This window comes from Streptococcus oralis (genome assembly GCF_001579175.1).
Classification (GTDB): domain Bacteria; phylum Bacillota; class Bacilli; order Lactobacillales; family Streptococcaceae; genus Streptococcus; species Streptococcus oralis_O.
The window spans coordinates 340,303-354,603 of the sequence record NZ_KQ970759.1; the positions used below are offsets into that span (position 1 = coordinate 340,303).

At 38.8% G+C, this 14,301-nt stretch carries 20 protein-coding genes and 1 pseudogene; 14 read left to right on the top strand and 7 right to left on the bottom strand.

Annotated elements, in window-relative coordinates; genetic code table 11:
• Window positions 1-6 precede the first annotated feature (6 nt).
• The 4 genes from SORDD24_RS01720 to SORDD24_RS01735 are packed head-to-tail and all read left to right on the top strand — an operon-like array spanning window position 7 to window position 3,671.
• Window positions 7-537, top strand: coding sequence for a YutD family protein (locus SORDD24_RS01720; protein ID WP_061406909.1), 531 nt, complete (start codon window positions 7-9; stop codon window positions 535-537).
• A gap of 20 nt (window positions 538-557) precedes the next feature.
• Window positions 558-1,643 carry a dual-specificity RNA methyltransferase RlmN gene (gene rlmN / locus SORDD24_RS01725; RefSeq protein ID WP_000804754.1) on the top strand — a complete coding sequence of 362 codons (1,086 nt, stop codon included), beginning with the start codon at window positions 558-560 and terminating at the stop codon, window positions 1,641-1,643.
• A gap of 1 nt (window position 1,644) precedes the next feature.
• Window positions 1,645-2,133, top strand: a complete 489-nt coding sequence (locus tag SORDD24_RS01730; protein WP_061406911.1) for a VanZ family protein — start codon at window positions 1,645-1,647, stop codon at window positions 2,131-2,133.
• Complete coding sequence (locus SORDD24_RS01735) at window positions 2,130-3,671, top strand: ABC-F family ATP-binding cassette domain-containing protein (protein ID WP_061406913.1); 1,542 nt, start codon at window positions 2,130-2,132, stop codon at window positions 3,669-3,671. The genes SORDD24_RS01730 and SORDD24_RS01735 overlap by 4 nt, the downstream gene beginning before the upstream one ends.
• Window positions 3,672-3,713: 42 nt before the next feature.
• Here SORDD24_RS01735 and SORDD24_RS01740 read toward each other — a convergent pair whose 3' ends face one another.
• The 6 genes and pseudogenes from SORDD24_RS01740 to SORDD24_RS11960 all read right to left on the bottom strand — a co-directional run bounded on the left by SORDD24_RS01740 (window position 3,714) and on the right by SORDD24_RS11960 (window position 8,247).
• Complete coding sequence (locus tag SORDD24_RS01740; protein ID WP_081103483.1) at window positions 3,714-3,953, bottom strand: zinc-ribbon domain-containing protein; 240 nt, start codon at window positions 3,951-3,953, stop codon at window positions 3,714-3,716.
• Between the two features lie 27 nt (window positions 3,954-3,980).
• The gene (locus SORDD24_RS01745; RefSeq protein WP_061406916.1) at window positions 3,981-4,787 is read right to left on the bottom strand and encodes a peptidylprolyl isomerase; all 807 of its coding nucleotides are present in this window, start codon (window positions 4,785-4,787) and stop codon (window positions 3,981-3,983) included.
• 390 nt (window positions 4,788-5,177) lie between these two features.
• Entirely contained in the window at window positions 5,178-5,414 is a 237-nt protein-coding gene (locus tag SORDD24_RS01755; protein WP_061406920.1) for a hypothetical protein, read from the bottom strand.
• 42 nt (window positions 5,415-5,456) lie between these two features.
• Entirely contained in the window at window positions 5,457-6,788 is a 1,332-nt protein-coding gene (locus tag SORDD24_RS01760; RefSeq protein WP_061406921.1) for an MATE family efflux transporter, read from the bottom strand.
• A gap of 4 nt (window positions 6,789-6,792) precedes the next feature.
• Window positions 6,793-7,386, bottom strand: coding sequence for a TetR/AcrR family transcriptional regulator (locus SORDD24_RS01765; RefSeq protein WP_061406923.1), 594 nt, complete (start codon window positions 7,384-7,386; stop codon window positions 6,793-6,795).
• 665 nt (window positions 7,387-8,051) lie between these two features.
• A pseudogene (locus SORDD24_RS11960) lies at window positions 8,052-8,247 on the bottom strand (hypothetical protein).
• A gap of 177 nt (window positions 8,248-8,424) precedes the next feature.
• Between SORDD24_RS11960 and rpsP the strand changes: the two are divergent.
• From rpsP to SORDD24_RS01810, 9 genes are all read left to right on the top strand, one after another.
• On the top strand, window positions 8,425-8,697 hold the full coding sequence (rpsP, locus tag SORDD24_RS01770; protein ID WP_000268760.1) for a 30S ribosomal protein S16: 273 nt from the start codon (window positions 8,425-8,427) through the stop codon (window positions 8,695-8,697).
• Window positions 8,698-8,716: 19 nt separating this feature from the next.
• Window positions 8,717-8,956 (top strand): RNA-binding protein KphA, encoded by a 240-nt coding sequence (gene kphA / locus SORDD24_RS01775; protein WP_000379617.1) that lies wholly within the window; start codon window positions 8,717-8,719, stop codon window positions 8,954-8,956.
• 45 nt (window positions 8,957-9,001) lie between these two features.
• Window positions 9,002-9,337 (top strand): MazG nucleotide pyrophosphohydrolase domain-containing protein, encoded by a 336-nt coding sequence (locus SORDD24_RS01780; RefSeq protein ID WP_061406925.1) that lies wholly within the window; start codon window positions 9,002-9,004, stop codon window positions 9,335-9,337.
• Between the two features lie 74 nt (window positions 9,338-9,411).
• Entirely contained in the window at window positions 9,412-9,963 is a 552-nt protein-coding gene (locus tag SORDD24_RS01785) for a putative immunity protein (RefSeq protein ID WP_061406928.1), read from the top strand.
• A gap of 129 nt (window positions 9,964-10,092) precedes the next feature.
• Window positions 10,093-10,995 carry a DMT family transporter gene (locus tag SORDD24_RS01790; RefSeq protein WP_061406930.1) on the top strand — a complete coding sequence of 301 codons (903 nt, stop codon included), beginning with the start codon at window positions 10,093-10,095 and terminating at the stop codon, window positions 10,993-10,995.
• Between the two features lie 149 nt (window positions 10,996-11,144).
• Window positions 11,145-12,002 carry an alpha/beta fold hydrolase gene (locus SORDD24_RS01795; RefSeq protein ID WP_061406931.1) on the top strand — a complete coding sequence of 286 codons (858 nt, stop codon included), beginning with the start codon at window positions 11,145-11,147 and terminating at the stop codon, window positions 12,000-12,002.
• Between the two features lie 75 nt (window positions 12,003-12,077).
• Window positions 12,078-12,596, top strand: a complete 519-nt coding sequence (rimM, locus tag SORDD24_RS01800; protein ID WP_061406933.1) for a ribosome maturation factor RimM — start codon at window positions 12,078-12,080, stop codon at window positions 12,594-12,596.
• Window positions 12,586-13,305 carry a tRNA (guanosine(37)-N1)-methyltransferase TrmD gene (gene trmD, locus SORDD24_RS01805; protein WP_061407872.1) on the top strand — a complete coding sequence of 240 codons (720 nt, stop codon included), beginning with the start codon at window positions 12,586-12,588 and terminating at the stop codon, window positions 13,303-13,305. The genes rimM and trmD overlap by 11 nt, the downstream gene beginning before the upstream one ends.
• Before the next feature lie 11 nt (window positions 13,306-13,316).
• Window positions 13,317-13,655, top strand: a complete 339-nt coding sequence (locus SORDD24_RS01810) for an ATP cone domain-containing protein (protein WP_061406935.1) — start codon at window positions 13,317-13,319, stop codon at window positions 13,653-13,655.
• 27 nt (window positions 13,656-13,682) lie between these two features.
• Here SORDD24_RS01810 and SORDD24_RS01815 read toward each other — a convergent pair whose 3' ends face one another.
• Window positions 13,683-14,003: a hypothetical protein gene (locus SORDD24_RS01815; protein ID WP_061406937.1), complete on the bottom strand. Its 321-nt coding sequence runs from the start codon at window positions 14,001-14,003 to the stop codon at window positions 13,683-13,685.
• Between the two features lie 103 nt (window positions 14,004-14,106).
• Here SORDD24_RS01815 and SORDD24_RS01820 point away from each other — a divergent pair.
• The coding region (locus SORDD24_RS01820) for a YdbC family protein (RefSeq protein WP_061406939.1) at window positions 14,107-14,301 on the top strand (195 nt) is incomplete at its 3' end.

Below are 14,301 nucleotides of genomic sequence, written 5' to 3' on the forward strand. Positions count from 1 at the left end.
AAGACTATGCGTAAAGAAATTGCACCTGAATTATACAATTATAACAAGTTTCCTGGCCCAGAATTTCAGGTAAATGGGGATAAGGTTGAGACTGAAGGGATTGCTTTTACCTTGGTTGAAAATATCAAGGAGGCTTTCGATGTGACCGTCTTTAATCAGCGCTTCTCAGAAGTGTTGACCAAGTTTGATTATGTCGTGGGGGACTGGAGCAATGAACAGCTTCGCCTTCGCGGTTTTTACAAAGACGATCGAACTGAGGAAAAAATTGAAAAAATCAGTCGCTTACAGGATTATCTTTTAGAGTACTGTAGTTATGGTTGTGCTTATTTTGTCTTAGAAAATCAAGCACCTAAGCGTGCGTCGTTTGACAAGAAAATGCGTAAAAAGGAAGAGGAAAACCTTCCTAGAAGAGGAAAGAAACCTTCGCAAAACAAGAGAAAGCCAAATGCGGATAAGAGAAATAGACGTCGTCATAAGGACCAAAAGTCTCAGAAAGAGGACAAGGGACAGCGCCATTTTGTCATTCGTCAGAAATAGATAGAGAATAAGGAGAAGAGATGAAACCGTCTATTTATAGTTTAACACGTCAAGCCATGCAAGAATGGGTATTAGAACAAGGAGAAAAGAAATTCCGAGCAGATCAAATCTGGGAATGGCTCTACCGTAAACGTGTCCAGTCCTTTGAAGAAATGACTAACCTTTCCAAGGGTTTGATTGCCAAGCTCAATGAGCAGTTTGTCGTAAATCCTTTGAAACAACGCATCGTACAAGAGTCGGCTGACGGTACTGTTAAGTATCTTTTTGAGTTGCCAGATGGCATGTTGATTGAGACTGTGTTGATGCGTCAACACTACGGTTTGTCAGTCTGTGTGACCACTCAGGTCGGTTGTAATATCGGTTGTACCTTCTGTGCATCAGGCTTGATTAAGAAGCAACGTGATCTCAATAACGGGGAAATCGTAGCTCAGATCATGTTGGTTCAGAAATACTTTGATGAGCGTGGTCAGGACGAACGTGTCAGCCATATCGTTGTCATGGGAATTGGTGAACCATTTGATAACTATAACAATGTTTTGAATTTTGTCCGTACCATCAATGATGACAAGGGGATGGCTATCGGTGCTCGTCACATCACAGTTTCAACTTCAGGTTTGGCCCATAAAATTCGTGACTTTGCTAATGAAGGCGTACAGGTCAATCTGGCTGTTTCCCTTCACGCACCCAATAATGAATTGCGTTCAAGCATCATGAAAATTAACCGTGCCTTTCCGATTGAAAAGCTATTCGCAGCCATTGAGTACTACATCGAAACAACAAATCGTCGTGTGACCTTTGAATACATCATGCTCAATGAAGTCAATGATGGAGTTGAACAAGCCTTGGAGCTTGCTGAGTTGCTCAAGAACATCAAGAAATTGTCTTATGTAAACTTGATTCCCTATAACCCAGTTAGTGAACATGACCAATATAGCCGTAGTCCTAAAGAGCGCGTGATGGCCTTCTACGATACCCTCAAGAAAAAAGGGGTTAACTGTGTTGTCCGTCAAGAGCACGGTACAGATATTGATGCAGCTTGTGGACAATTGCGTTCTAATACAATGAAACGTGACCGCCAGAAGGCAGTCGCAGCGGTAAATCCATAAAATGACTAGAAAAAGAGAATTAATCTTAAGATTAGGAGTGGCTGTTTATAGTCTATGCATTATTTGTTTTTGCTTTACTCCCCAGCCTCAACTTCCTACAGGAGTGGAAACTCCAGGTATTCAAACTTTTGGACGCCTGGTTTTTCTTTTAACTCCCTTAAACTCCCTTTGGAATCTGGGTGAAGTGACCAGTTTGGGACAAGTCATTTGGATCTTTTTGCAGAACATTTTAAATGTCTTCTTGCTCTTCCCGCTGGTCTTTCAACTGCTCTACCTCTGTCCAAACTTACGAAAAACGAAAAAAATCCTATTTCTCAGTTTTCTTCTGAGCTTAGGAATTGAATGTACGCAGCTGGTCTTAGATTTTTTCTTCGACTTTAATCGCGTCTTTGAGATTGATGATTTGTGGATCAATACCCTGGGAGGCTATCTAGCTTGGGTTCTCTACAGAAAATTAAATGTAACTAAACTTACAAAGGAATTAAAATGAGTATTTTAGAAGTTAAAAATCTGAGTCACGGTTTTGGTGACCGTGCAATTTTTGAAGATGTCTCCTTCCGTCTCCTCAAGGGAGAGCATATCGGCTTAGTCGGTGCCAATGGTGAAGGAAAATCAACCTTTATGAGCATCGTGACTGGTAAAATGTTGCCAGATGAAGGTAAGGTGGAGTGGTCTAAGTATGTGACTGCTGGCTATCTGGACCAGCATGCTGTGCTAAAAGAAGGGCAAACCGTTCGTGATGTTTTGCGGACAGCCTTTGATGAGCTTTTTAAAGCAGAAGTTCGTATCAATGAACTCTATATGGAAATGGCAGAAGAGGGCGCAGATATCGATGCGCTGATGGAAGAAGTTGGCGAACTCCAAGACCGTTTGGAGAGTCGTGATTTTTATACTTTAGATGCCAAGATTGATGAAGTGGCGCGTGCCCTCGGTGTCATGGACTATGGTATGGATACAGACGTAACAGCCTTGTCAGGTGGACAAAGAACCAAGGTACTCTTGGCTAAACTTCTCCTTGAAAAGCCTGATATCTTGTTGCTTGATGAGCCAACCAACTACCTGGATGCTGAACACATTGACTGGCTCAAGCGTTATCTTCAAAACTATGAGAATGCCTTTGTCCTTATTTCGCATGATATTCCTTTCCTCAACGACGTAATCAATATTGTCTACCATGTGGAAAATCAACAGTTGACGCGTTACTCTGGTGACTATTACCAGTTCCAAGAAGTCTATGCTATGAAGAAATCTCAGCTAGAGGCTGCCTATGAACGTCAGCAGAAAGAGATAGCGGACCTCAAGGACTTTGTCGCTCGAAACAAAGCGCGTGTCGCAACGCGTAATATGGCCATGTCCCGTCAAAAGAAACTCGACAAGATGGATATCATTGAACTCCAAAGCGAGAAACCAAAGCCATCCTTTGATTTTAAACCGGCTCGTACTCCTGGTCGCTTTATTTTCCAAGCTAAGGACTTGCAGATTGGTTATGACCGTCCCCTTACCAAGCCCTTAAATCTCACTTTTGAACGCAATCAAAAGGTTGCAATAATTGGAGCCAATGGTATCGGGAAAACAACCCTCTTGAAGTCTCTCTTGGGCATTATCCCACCAATCGCTGGAGAAGTTGAACGCGGTGATTACCTAGAACTTGGTTACTTTGAACAGGAAGTAGAAGGTGGAAATCGTCAAACACCACTAGAGGCTGTCTGGAATGCCTTTCCTGCCCTTAACCAAGCAGAAGTCCGTGCAGCCCTTGCTCGTTGTGGTTTGACAACAAAGCACATTGAAAGTCAAATTCAGGTCTTGTCAGGTGGGGAACAAGCCAAGGTGCGTTTCTGTCTCTTGATGAACCGTGAAAACAACGTTTTAGTATTGGACGAGCCGACCAACCACCTAGATGTGGATGCTAAGGAAGAACTCAAACGGGCGCTTAAAGAATACAAAGGAAGCATTCTTATGGTTTGCCACGAACCAGACTTCTATGAAGGCTGGATGGACCAAATCTGGGACTTTAACAAGCTAACTTAAAAGCAGTAAAAAAGCCAAGTCGAAATGACTTGGCTTTTTTGACTAGTAATTTAAAAAGATTTCAACTTCAGATTTCTCAATTTTTTTACCGTAGTGGCAAATCGGACAAGAAACGAAGTAACTTTTACCATAAGGAAAAAGTGGAATCCAGTAGAGGGTGAACTTGCGCCCAGTTTCTACGATCTCCCAAGTGTCGACATTGTTACAATGACCACATTCGAACGCAGTTTGCGTATGTCCCAAATCTTTCTGATAACCTTTAGAACCCCAAAATAAAATCATGTCATCGTCTCCTTATCTGTTGATGGCTTATTTTTTACTGAAGTCGTAGTCTTTCACCACTTCGATACTATCAATGGTGATAGCAGACGTTGGTTTGTCTTTCTCATCTTTTTCAGCTTTGCCAATCTTGTCAACAACGTCCATACCATCGATGACTTGACCAAAAACAGGGTGTTTACCATCTAGGCTAGGATTTCCACCTTCTTTATAGGCTTCAATGATTTTCTTTGGATACTTGCTTGTAGGGAGTTTAGCAGAAATGTCTGTCGAGTTTTGGTTGATGAAGAACTGGCTACCGTTGGTGTTTGGTTGACCAGTGTTAGCCATGGCAAGGGCTCCTCGGATATTGTATAGGTAAGGTGAGATTTCATTTTTGAAACCAGTTCCCTTGTCCTTCGTTTTGTCCTTATCATGCCAGATAGATTGGCCCCCTGTACCATCTCCCTTAGGATCTCCAGTTTGGATCATAAAGCCATCAATGACACGGTGGAAGGTGATGCCGTTATAATAGCCTTCCTTAGCGTGAGTAAGGAAGTTTTCAACTGCTAGTGGTGCTAGTTTTGGAAAGAGTTTGATGCGGATATCGCCTTGATTTGTATGTAAAATGACCTCAGCTTCATCTTCAGCAACTTCCTTAGAAAGTTGAGGGAAGTTGGCATTTTCATTGGTCAATGCGTCATTCAAATCTTTGGCAGCCTGAGCAGCTGCTTTTGAGCTTTCTTCAGCTGAGATGCTAGAGTCGACATACTCATCACCCCGGAGACCACGTTGGATACTAGTACATCCAGCAAGGGCTACAGTTGATAGTAAAAGAAGGGTTGCTAGTTTTTTCATTGTTAACCTCTCAAAAATTCATTTCTACCATTGTACCTTAAAAGTAAGGGGATTTCAAATATTAGTGACAAGGTAGTTTAAGAGGAAGCCGACCAGAAAGTCGCTTGCTTAGAGATTTTTCTTTGGATGACGGTCGATAATGTCCTGGTACTGTTCCAGTATCTGCTCTCCCTTTGGAGTCAATTTGTAACCACGAATTGAAAAGTAACTTGCTAATTCTTCTCCTGAAAAGTTGTCACGAAGGGATTGGTCCAAATCTGGAACCCTAATCTTAGAAAGTACTGTAACTCTCCTTGCTTTTGAGGATATTCTCTTTCATAGTGGTATTTAGATGATCAAGCGAGTCAAAGACAGTTTCGACAAGAGCATAGCCTTTTTCAACAGATATTTCTAAATCTTTTGGGGCATCAATGCTATAAGTGTACTTGAAGTATTTAGGAAACCAATATTTAATTCCTTTCGTCTGTTAATAACATGAGCTTTTAAATCAATCACATCTTGAACAGTAGGTTCATAATTTTCAATCATTGATGATCCGATAGCATACCAAACGGTATCAAAATCTGGGAAGTTATCAAATTGAACTCCTAGAATAGTTAATTTATCTTTATTTACATCAAGAGTCACAGTAAACCTTTCGATTTACTGCTCTTCTACATAATTTATTAGTTATTTCATTTTCTTAACTGTTGTAAAATATCTCTGCAATCCCAACAATACAACAATACCATCAACTATAGGTATAACATACCAAATACTCTGTGCTCCAAATATGTATGGAAGAAAAATCATGGTTGGAATAAATAAAATTACTTGCCTTAGCATAACTAAAACACCAGCTGTTTTACCATCTCCAATCGCTTGGAAAAATGTCATAATCATAATCATTACCCCATAAACAATGAAAATACTATACATTATACGAAAGTTTGGAACCGCTAAAAATAGTGTTTCATCAGACAATCCAAATAAATTAAGAATCTGTTTAGCAAATACTTCTGCCGGTATCCAAAAACAAGCTGCCAATACAATGGAACTAATAGTAAAAACATTAAATATTTTTTTTACCCTATTATATTGCTTCGCTCCGAAATTGGCACCAATAGCAGGTTGTAATCCTTGACTCATTCCCCATAGCGGAATGAAAGAAAAAGCTTGTATTCTTAATGATACTGCCATAATGGCTGCTGAAGTTTCTCCCCCATATCTAAATGCCTGACTATAAAGAAAACTCTGTTGAATAATAGTAAGCACCTGCATAAGCATAGCAGAAACTCCTACCGAAAACATCTCTCCTATTATTTCATTTTCTTTTCTTATCAAGCCAATTTTTACAGTTTCACTTTTTTTCTTAAAATACCAAAGCGTAAATACTGCCTGAATAAATTGTGCTGTTATTGTAGCAATAGCAGCTCCCTCAACTCCATGTTCTCTAAACATTATCATTAAAACTGGATCTAATACTATATTTATTCCTGCTCCCAATGACATAATTAACATGGCTCGTTTCATTAAACCCTCACCACGCATCACCATATTAGCTGCCTGTGCAAAATTCACAAATATGGATCCAAGAAAAATAATTCGTAAATAACGAGTAGAAAGATTTAAAAGTTCTCCCTTAGCTCCAAATATCATAAGAAGTTGTCCGCAAAATAAATACCCTAATATTGTAACGATTGTTGACAATAACAAAACCCAAAAGCAAAGATTCCCCATAACTTTGTCAATGGTTCTTTGATTTCCTTCTCCAATTGCTCTGGAAAGTAAAGATGTTGATCCTACACCAATCAAGGTAGCAATCCCTGTATTGATGTAGGTAAATGGGGTAGCAATGCCTACTGCCGTCATGGCTTTTTCACCAAGTATTTGACCCGCAAAAATACCATCCATTAACGGATATACTCCAATAACAATCATTCCTAATATCGCAGGTAATGATAGCTTAATTAATATTTGTAATGGCTGCTCTGTTAACAGCTCTTTACTATTTTTATTCATACAATTACACCTCTTCTTCGTTTTCTATTAGAACGTCAATAACCATTTTTTTAAGAATGTGACGTTGTGAAATTAAATGTTCTCTGATACCCAATGTCTCACAACCTAAGATGAAAGTATTAATCAAATCATTGAGTAAATTCCAAGATTCTTTAGAAATCGTCAAACCTCCGTTTTCCTCTAACATTTGCTCAAAATCCCTTATATTACTATCCCTTATATCTTTATAAAGTTGTTGTAAGGTTTCATCTTCCTGCATCGACTGCAAGAACATAACATATATTGGAACAAATATATTGTTGGAAAGCGCCTTATCAACCATTAGTTCAGCTAATACCTCTATACCTAAAGGGTTTGGAATTTCAGCTATCTTTTTTTTAATAATATCTTCCCTATATTTACAACCTCGGATCATCATGTCGTAAAGAATTTCAGATGTACTTTTATAATGATGATACAATCCTCCTGCGGATAGTCCGGTAGCTTGTACTAAATCATGCATACTTGTGTTTTTATATCCCTTTATTGTAAAAACTTCAAACGCAATATTCTGTATTTCTAATTTTCTTTCATTTGCTGTTAGCCTTTCTCTTTTCATTTGCTCCTCCTTACCGATATAGTTGTCGGTAAGTATATCTTAACATTAACTAACCAAATTGTCAATATCTCAAATATACAAGATAACCTATAATATTTTTATCGTGTAGAAAAGTTCTTTCAAATGAGATTAAAATCCCTGACAAAGTAATCTCCATAACCATAAAGGCGATATGATATTTATAAAACATGATTTATTGTATATCAAAAATAAAAAACATTTCATTTAACTGTTGAACAGATTGTTTCCTTATTAACCTATGAAGATATTTTAGATTTTGTAGAAAAGCGTTGATACAAAAAGCAAGTGACTGTTAGAAAATCACTTAAACAATAATGGTGTGAATTTTGGTATTTAGTAGCTCAATTCGAATCAAATTAGTTGAAATTATATGAAAATCCGCTTTCTGTAAACAAGGAAAAACGCTGATTTTAAAGGGGTTTGAAATTTATTAAAACTAACTCTGTTCAAACCAGGTCTTAAGAAAGCCCGTTAAGCTAGCCAGTTCTCAAAACGTTAAGAATCAGCTACAATACAGCATTTACAACACTTCATATATCACATCATTCAATTAAAAGTTATTCAAATTAGATGAAAATTTTTTCTGAAAAAGTGGGAAAACATTTATTTTAAGCGAATTTTGAATCATATTCGAATGGGAGTTTTTAAAACCAGCTTTCGGTGGTAAAAGTACCAAAGTTGATTCTCCAGAGGAGGATAATATCACCTGCCAGAAGATTGTCTTCTATTTCGTTTTGGGACAGGCTTGGGATTTAGTAGCCAAGTCTCGATATCACGATCAGGAGAGATGTAAAGCTTAACCTGATGGTCTTTGTAAATGTTCTCTAGACCAGTATTCATAAAGTTTCTCTTTCTAATTTATCCCTATTAGTCTAATAAATTTCTAAAAAAATAAAAATTTTAAACTCTGTCAAGTTTTTTTCTTGACACCTCTCGAAAATCTGCTATAATAGAACATGTGCTAAATAGCTCAGCTATTTCACCGAAATAAAAAAATAAGAAAAGAGACATTAAAAAATGGCAGTTAAAATCCGTTTGACTCGTATGGGTTCTAAGAAAAAACCTTTCTACCGTATCAACGTAGCAGACTCACGTTCACCACGTGACGGACGTTTCATCGAAACAGTAGGGACTTACAACCCACTTGTTGCTGAAAACCAAGTAACTTTGAAGGAAGACCGCGTTCTTGCATGGTTGGCTGATGGAGCTCAACCTTCAGATACAGTTCGCAACATCCTTTCAAAAGAAGGCGTATTGAAAAAATTCCACGATTCTAAATTCTCAAAATAAGTTTAAAGTAGGTTGACAGATGGATACGATTGAAAATCTCATTATTGCGATTGTGAAACCTTTGATTTCACAACCTGATGCCTTAACTATCAAGATCGAAGACACACCAGAGTTTTTGGAGTATCACTTGGATCTTGACCAGAGCGATGTCGGTCGTGTTATCGGTCGTAAGGGTCGCACTATTTCTGCGATAAGAACGATTGTCTACTCTGTCCCAACTGAAGACAAAAAAGTAAGAATCGTTATCGATGAAAAATAAAGAAAGCGGGACAGAAGTCTCGCTTTTTTTTGTGAGGAGGAGAAGATGAAGGATTTAACGTTTAGACAATTACAAGCTTACTTACTCGAACATTACCAGCAATCTCGAACTGAGGAAGGCCTCTTTATCAAGCTAGTGGAGGAAGTCGGAGAGGTAGCAGAGGTCTTGAATGGCCGCTCTGGTCGAAAAGAGGGTGTCCAGGACTCAAATGAGGAACTAGCCAAAGAACTGGCAGATATTATTCACTACACTGTCGCAATTGCGGCCATTAACGATATTGACCTAACCAAAAGCATCTTTGACAAAGATAAGAAGGCTGCCATTAAGTACCAACATGAACGAGATTTGGAAGGATTTTTGGATAACTTCCAAGAGAACTAGGAGTAATCTCTTTTCACTAATATGAAAGGTTTCTCCTAGCTTACGCTAGCTAGTAAGAAAGAATAGAGAAAGCAATGAAACCAGAGGATTATGCATGGAACGAGTTTGAACGAACTGCCTATAAGACTGAAATGAATCACCTACCTAGTCCTTACAAAGTTGCCATTTGGGACGACTCTGAGAAAAGATTGGAACTAGAACAAATACTGGATAGACTTCCTCAGAAAGAACTAGCTCGATGGGCATTAGAGAACTCGCGAGATTTCTTATCTTTAATTGATATCGGTGATGAAGGTGAGAAAAATAAAATAATTCGGCAATCTTATGAGGCTTTTGATGCACGATTGAGAAATGAGTTCTCACCTCATGAGTTGAGAAAAGCAGGTTTCGCAGCAAATCTCCTCTCTAAAAATGCCCAAAATCAAATCGCTAAGTACGCTGCCAGAGTCTTTGTACAAGCTATTTCAACAGCCCATATGAGAGGACACGCCATCGTTTCCGCGGATTATGCTATCAAAGTAAGGAATCTACAAGAGGCAGACAAGCTAGAACTTGTGAGACAAGAACGAGAAAAGCAGATTAGACTGGCTGAATCCTTTTTAGCTAATGTAATAGATAAACGGTGAAAGAAGGAATAAAATACCAATCCTAGAAATAGCATCTAGGATTTTACTATGCTACAATGGATAGACAGTCTCAAAGAATTCTAGCCAATCAATCTTGAGAATAGCTATTTTTAAAGGGAGTAACATTCTATGAACGAGAAAACAAAAGCTTACCTAGCAGCCTTATCCTTTTCAGCAATCATTGGTTTTTCTTTTTTATTTACTAAGATTGCTTTGGGCTATGCCAGTCCTCTAACGAACTTAGCGCATCGCTATACAATCGCAGCTTTGGTATTGATCGTCCTTCATCAAACCAAACTTATCAAAGTGAGTTTAAGTAGAAGAGATATTCTGTCTATTCTTCCTATGAGTCTTTTCTATCCACTCCTCTTTTTTATTTTCCAATCCTTTGCTTTACAGTATATATCGTCTTCTGAAGCGGGAATTTTACAAGCGCTTGTCCCGATTTTTACTCTCCTTTTAGCATCAGTCTTTCTCAAGGAAAAGACAAGCTTGCTACAAAAGTTCTTTTTACTTTTATCCGTAGCAGGAGTAGTTTTCATCTTCCTTAGTAAGGGAGCGAACTTTGGTACAGAGACTGCTAGCTTGGGCTTTGTCTTGATGTTGGGATCTGTTCTCGCCAATGCAATAAATAATATCCTCAGCAAGTCCAAAGGAGGTCGCTATCGGGCTATGGATATGACAGCTGTTGTGATATTTGTTGGCTTCGTCACCTTTAATATGCTAAGCCTGACCTCGCACTATCTAGATGGCAACATATTAGCCTACGTAGAGCCGCTTGGAAAGCTACCCTATCTGCTTTCCATCCTCTATTTGGGAATACTAGCCTCTATCGTGACTGGTAGTCTCTCTATCTATGCTATTGTTCGACTTGGAGCATCAACTGTTAGTGTCTTTGGTAATCTTGGAACAGTTTTGACTATTCTAGCTGGGGCTCTTATCCTCCACGAACCGATTTATAACTACCATGTGATTGGAGCTGCTCTGATTATTTTTGGAATTTTAGGCATGAATCTGATGAGAAAAAAGTAAAGATTGCTTAGCAGTCTTTTTCTTTATCTATATTGTACAGAAAATTCAAAATTTTTAATGAAATCAAGTTTAGAAAACGATGATTTTAATATAGCGTGTTAAAATAGATACAAAGAATGATATCAGGATAAAGAGGAGCGAATGTAGTAATGAAGCCAAATGATATTGCTGAAGCTATTGCTTTTTATAACAGAGAACACGAGATGTTGAAACGTCACCTTATAGCAGTCGTAGATTGTGATTTGGTTGTTTATCATCGTCCTGGAAACGCAAGTAAAGGGCATATTATTTTTTATCATGGAGCTTGTGGCCGTAGTCAGATGTGGGCCCACCAGTATGATGCTTTTGATGGATTTGACCTTTACTTTGTAAATGTTAGAGGTCAGGGTGAATCACCTATGAAAGTTGGGCTACCCAACTTGGAAGGCGCTATTCAAGATGTAGATTCCATTTTGTCCTATTTTAAGCTGGATAAGGTGATATTGGTTGGTCATTCTTGGGGAGGAAATCCACTTCAAGAGTATACCTATCGCCATCCAGAAAGAGTCCTAGCCTTGGTCATGGTAGATAGTTGGGGACAGCATCGATACTTATCAGAGAAAGAAAGAGGTCGAATCAAATATAGTTCTCTTATGTACAAGACGATTCCTTGGAAGGTGATTGCAGATAAGAACTCAAAAATGTGTACAGATAATCCTATCACAAGAGAATTGGTCAAGACGGCCATTATAGAAACTGGGCGAGATGTTTTCTTGAACCTTGGAATCACAGGTTTCTTGGCAGTCCATGAGATAGAAGGATATAAAGGAAATCCTCCCATGCTATTAGTAAGAGGAGAAAATGATTTTCCCAAACACCTAAAAATAATCTATGATGGTATCATTTCTCTCAATCCCAATGCGCGTCAAGTAACGATTTCAGACAGTAAACACCAACCGATGAATGATCATCCTGAAGAGTTTAATCAGATAGTTGGTGATTTTTTTGAAGAGGTAGTAGACTTGTAAGGTAGGACCTATCCAACTTGTGAAAATCCTTGGAACGTGATAAAATAAAGGATAGAAATAGATACAGGAGACAAGATGAACTACTTTAATGTTGGGAAAATCGTCAATACGCAGGGTCTGCAGGGTGAGATGCGAGTCTTGTCTGTGACGGATTTTGCTGAGGAACGCTTTAAAAAAGGGGCAGAGCTAGCTTTATTTGATGAAAAAGATCAGTTTGTCCAAACAGTGACCATCGCTAGTCATCGTAAGCAAAAGAACTTTGATATTATCAAATTTAAAGACATGTACCATATCAATGCGATTGAAAAGTACAAGGGGTATAGCCTCAAGGTTGCTGAGGAAGACCTAAATGACTTAGACGATGGAGAATTCTACTATCACGAGATTATTGGTTTGGAAGTTTACGAGGGAGACAACTTGATAGGAACTATCAAGGAAATCCTACAACCAGGTGCCAATGATGTCTGGGTGGTCAAGCGAAAAGGTAAGCGTGATTTGCTTTTACCTTACATTCCGCCAGTAGTTCTCCATGTTGATATTCCAAACAAGCGGGTTCAAGTGGAAATCTTAGAAGGGTTAGATGATGAAGATTGATATTTTAACCCTCTTTCCTGAGATGTTTTCTCCGCTGGAGCACTCGATTGTTGGGAAGGCTCGAGAAAAAGGGCTCTTGGATATCCAGTACCATAATTTCAGAGAATACGCTGAAAAGGCCCGTCATGTTGATGATGAGCCCTACGGAGGCGGTCAAGGAATGTTGCTCCGTGCCCAACCTATTTTCGATGCCTTTGACGCCATTGAAAAGAAAAATCCCCGCGTCATTCTTCTCGATCCTGCTGGGAAACAGTTCGATCAAGCTTACGCTGAGGATTTGGCCCAAGAAGAGGAACTGATCTTTATCTGTGGTCACTATGAAGGGTATGACGAGCGCATCAAGACCTTGGTAACCGATGAAATTTCCCTAGGAGACTATGTCTTGACTGGTGGTGAATTGGCGGCTATGACCATGATAGATGCGACTGTTCGCTTGATTCCAGAAGTGATTGGCAAGGAGTCTAGTCACCAGAATGATAGCTTTTCTTCAGGACTTCTCGAATATCCTCAGTACACACGACCTTATGACTATCGAGGCATGGTGGTGCCAGATGTGCTCATGAGTGGGCACCATGAAAAGATTCGCCAGTGGCGACTTTACGAAAGTCTAAAGAAGACCTACGAGCGCAGACCTGATTTGCTAGAAAACTATCAACTAACAGCAGAAGAAGAAAAAATGCTGGCAGAAATCAAAGAAAACAAAGAATAAAGGAGAACCTTATGCAAGTAATCAAACGTAACGGAGAAGTTGCCGACTTTGATCCAGATAAAATTTACCAAGCTGTCCTCAAAGCAGCTCAGACAGTTTATGTTTTGACAGATGATCTACGTCAAAACCTAGCTCAAATTACTAAAAAAGTAGTCTTGGACTTGGAAGAAGCAAAAGTAGAACGTGCGACCATCAGTATGATCCAATCAATGGTTGAAAATCGTCTGTTAGGTGCAGGCTACATTACTATTGCGGAGCACTATATCTCTTATCGCTTGCAACGTGATTTGGAGAGAAGTGGTTATGGTGATCATATCGCCGTTCATCTTCATTTTGAACAAATTCGTTAAGAAAAAGAGTGGGATGCAATGAAGATCTCACTCTTTCTTAAATAGACTTTTCTGTGCTTTTTGTACAGTTGAGGGAACGAAACGAAGTCGTTTAATATCACTGATACGAATGATTCGAGTTACGTTTTTTGAAAAATTCTTGACGATAATTTGTTGACGGTTGGTATCGTATTTAACAATATCACCCGTAAAACTTGTCTCAGCTAGTATGACATGAACAGCAGATTTTTTCTGGATAGCCTGCTTGATTGTAGCTGTTAGGGAGTTGTCTTCGGTTTGATGAGGTTCGGCATTTCCATTGAGAAAACCCTGTAGTTTATCTAGTACAAGTTTAAATGTTTGTCTCATAAGATCCTCCCTTCTTATCTATCCATATTATATAAAAATTTCCTAAAAACCACAAGATTTTTACGAATAGACTAGTGAAAGCATATCACATAAAGGAGTTAAAATGGCAGAATTTACATTTGAAATCGAAGAACACTTACTGACCTTGTCCGAAAATGAAAAAGGATGGACAAAAGAACTAAATCGAGTTAGCTTTAATGGTGCTCCAGCAAAGTTTGATATTCGAACTTGGAGCCCCGACCATACCAAAATGGGTAAAGGAATCACGCTTTCCAATGAAGAATTTCAGATAATGGTC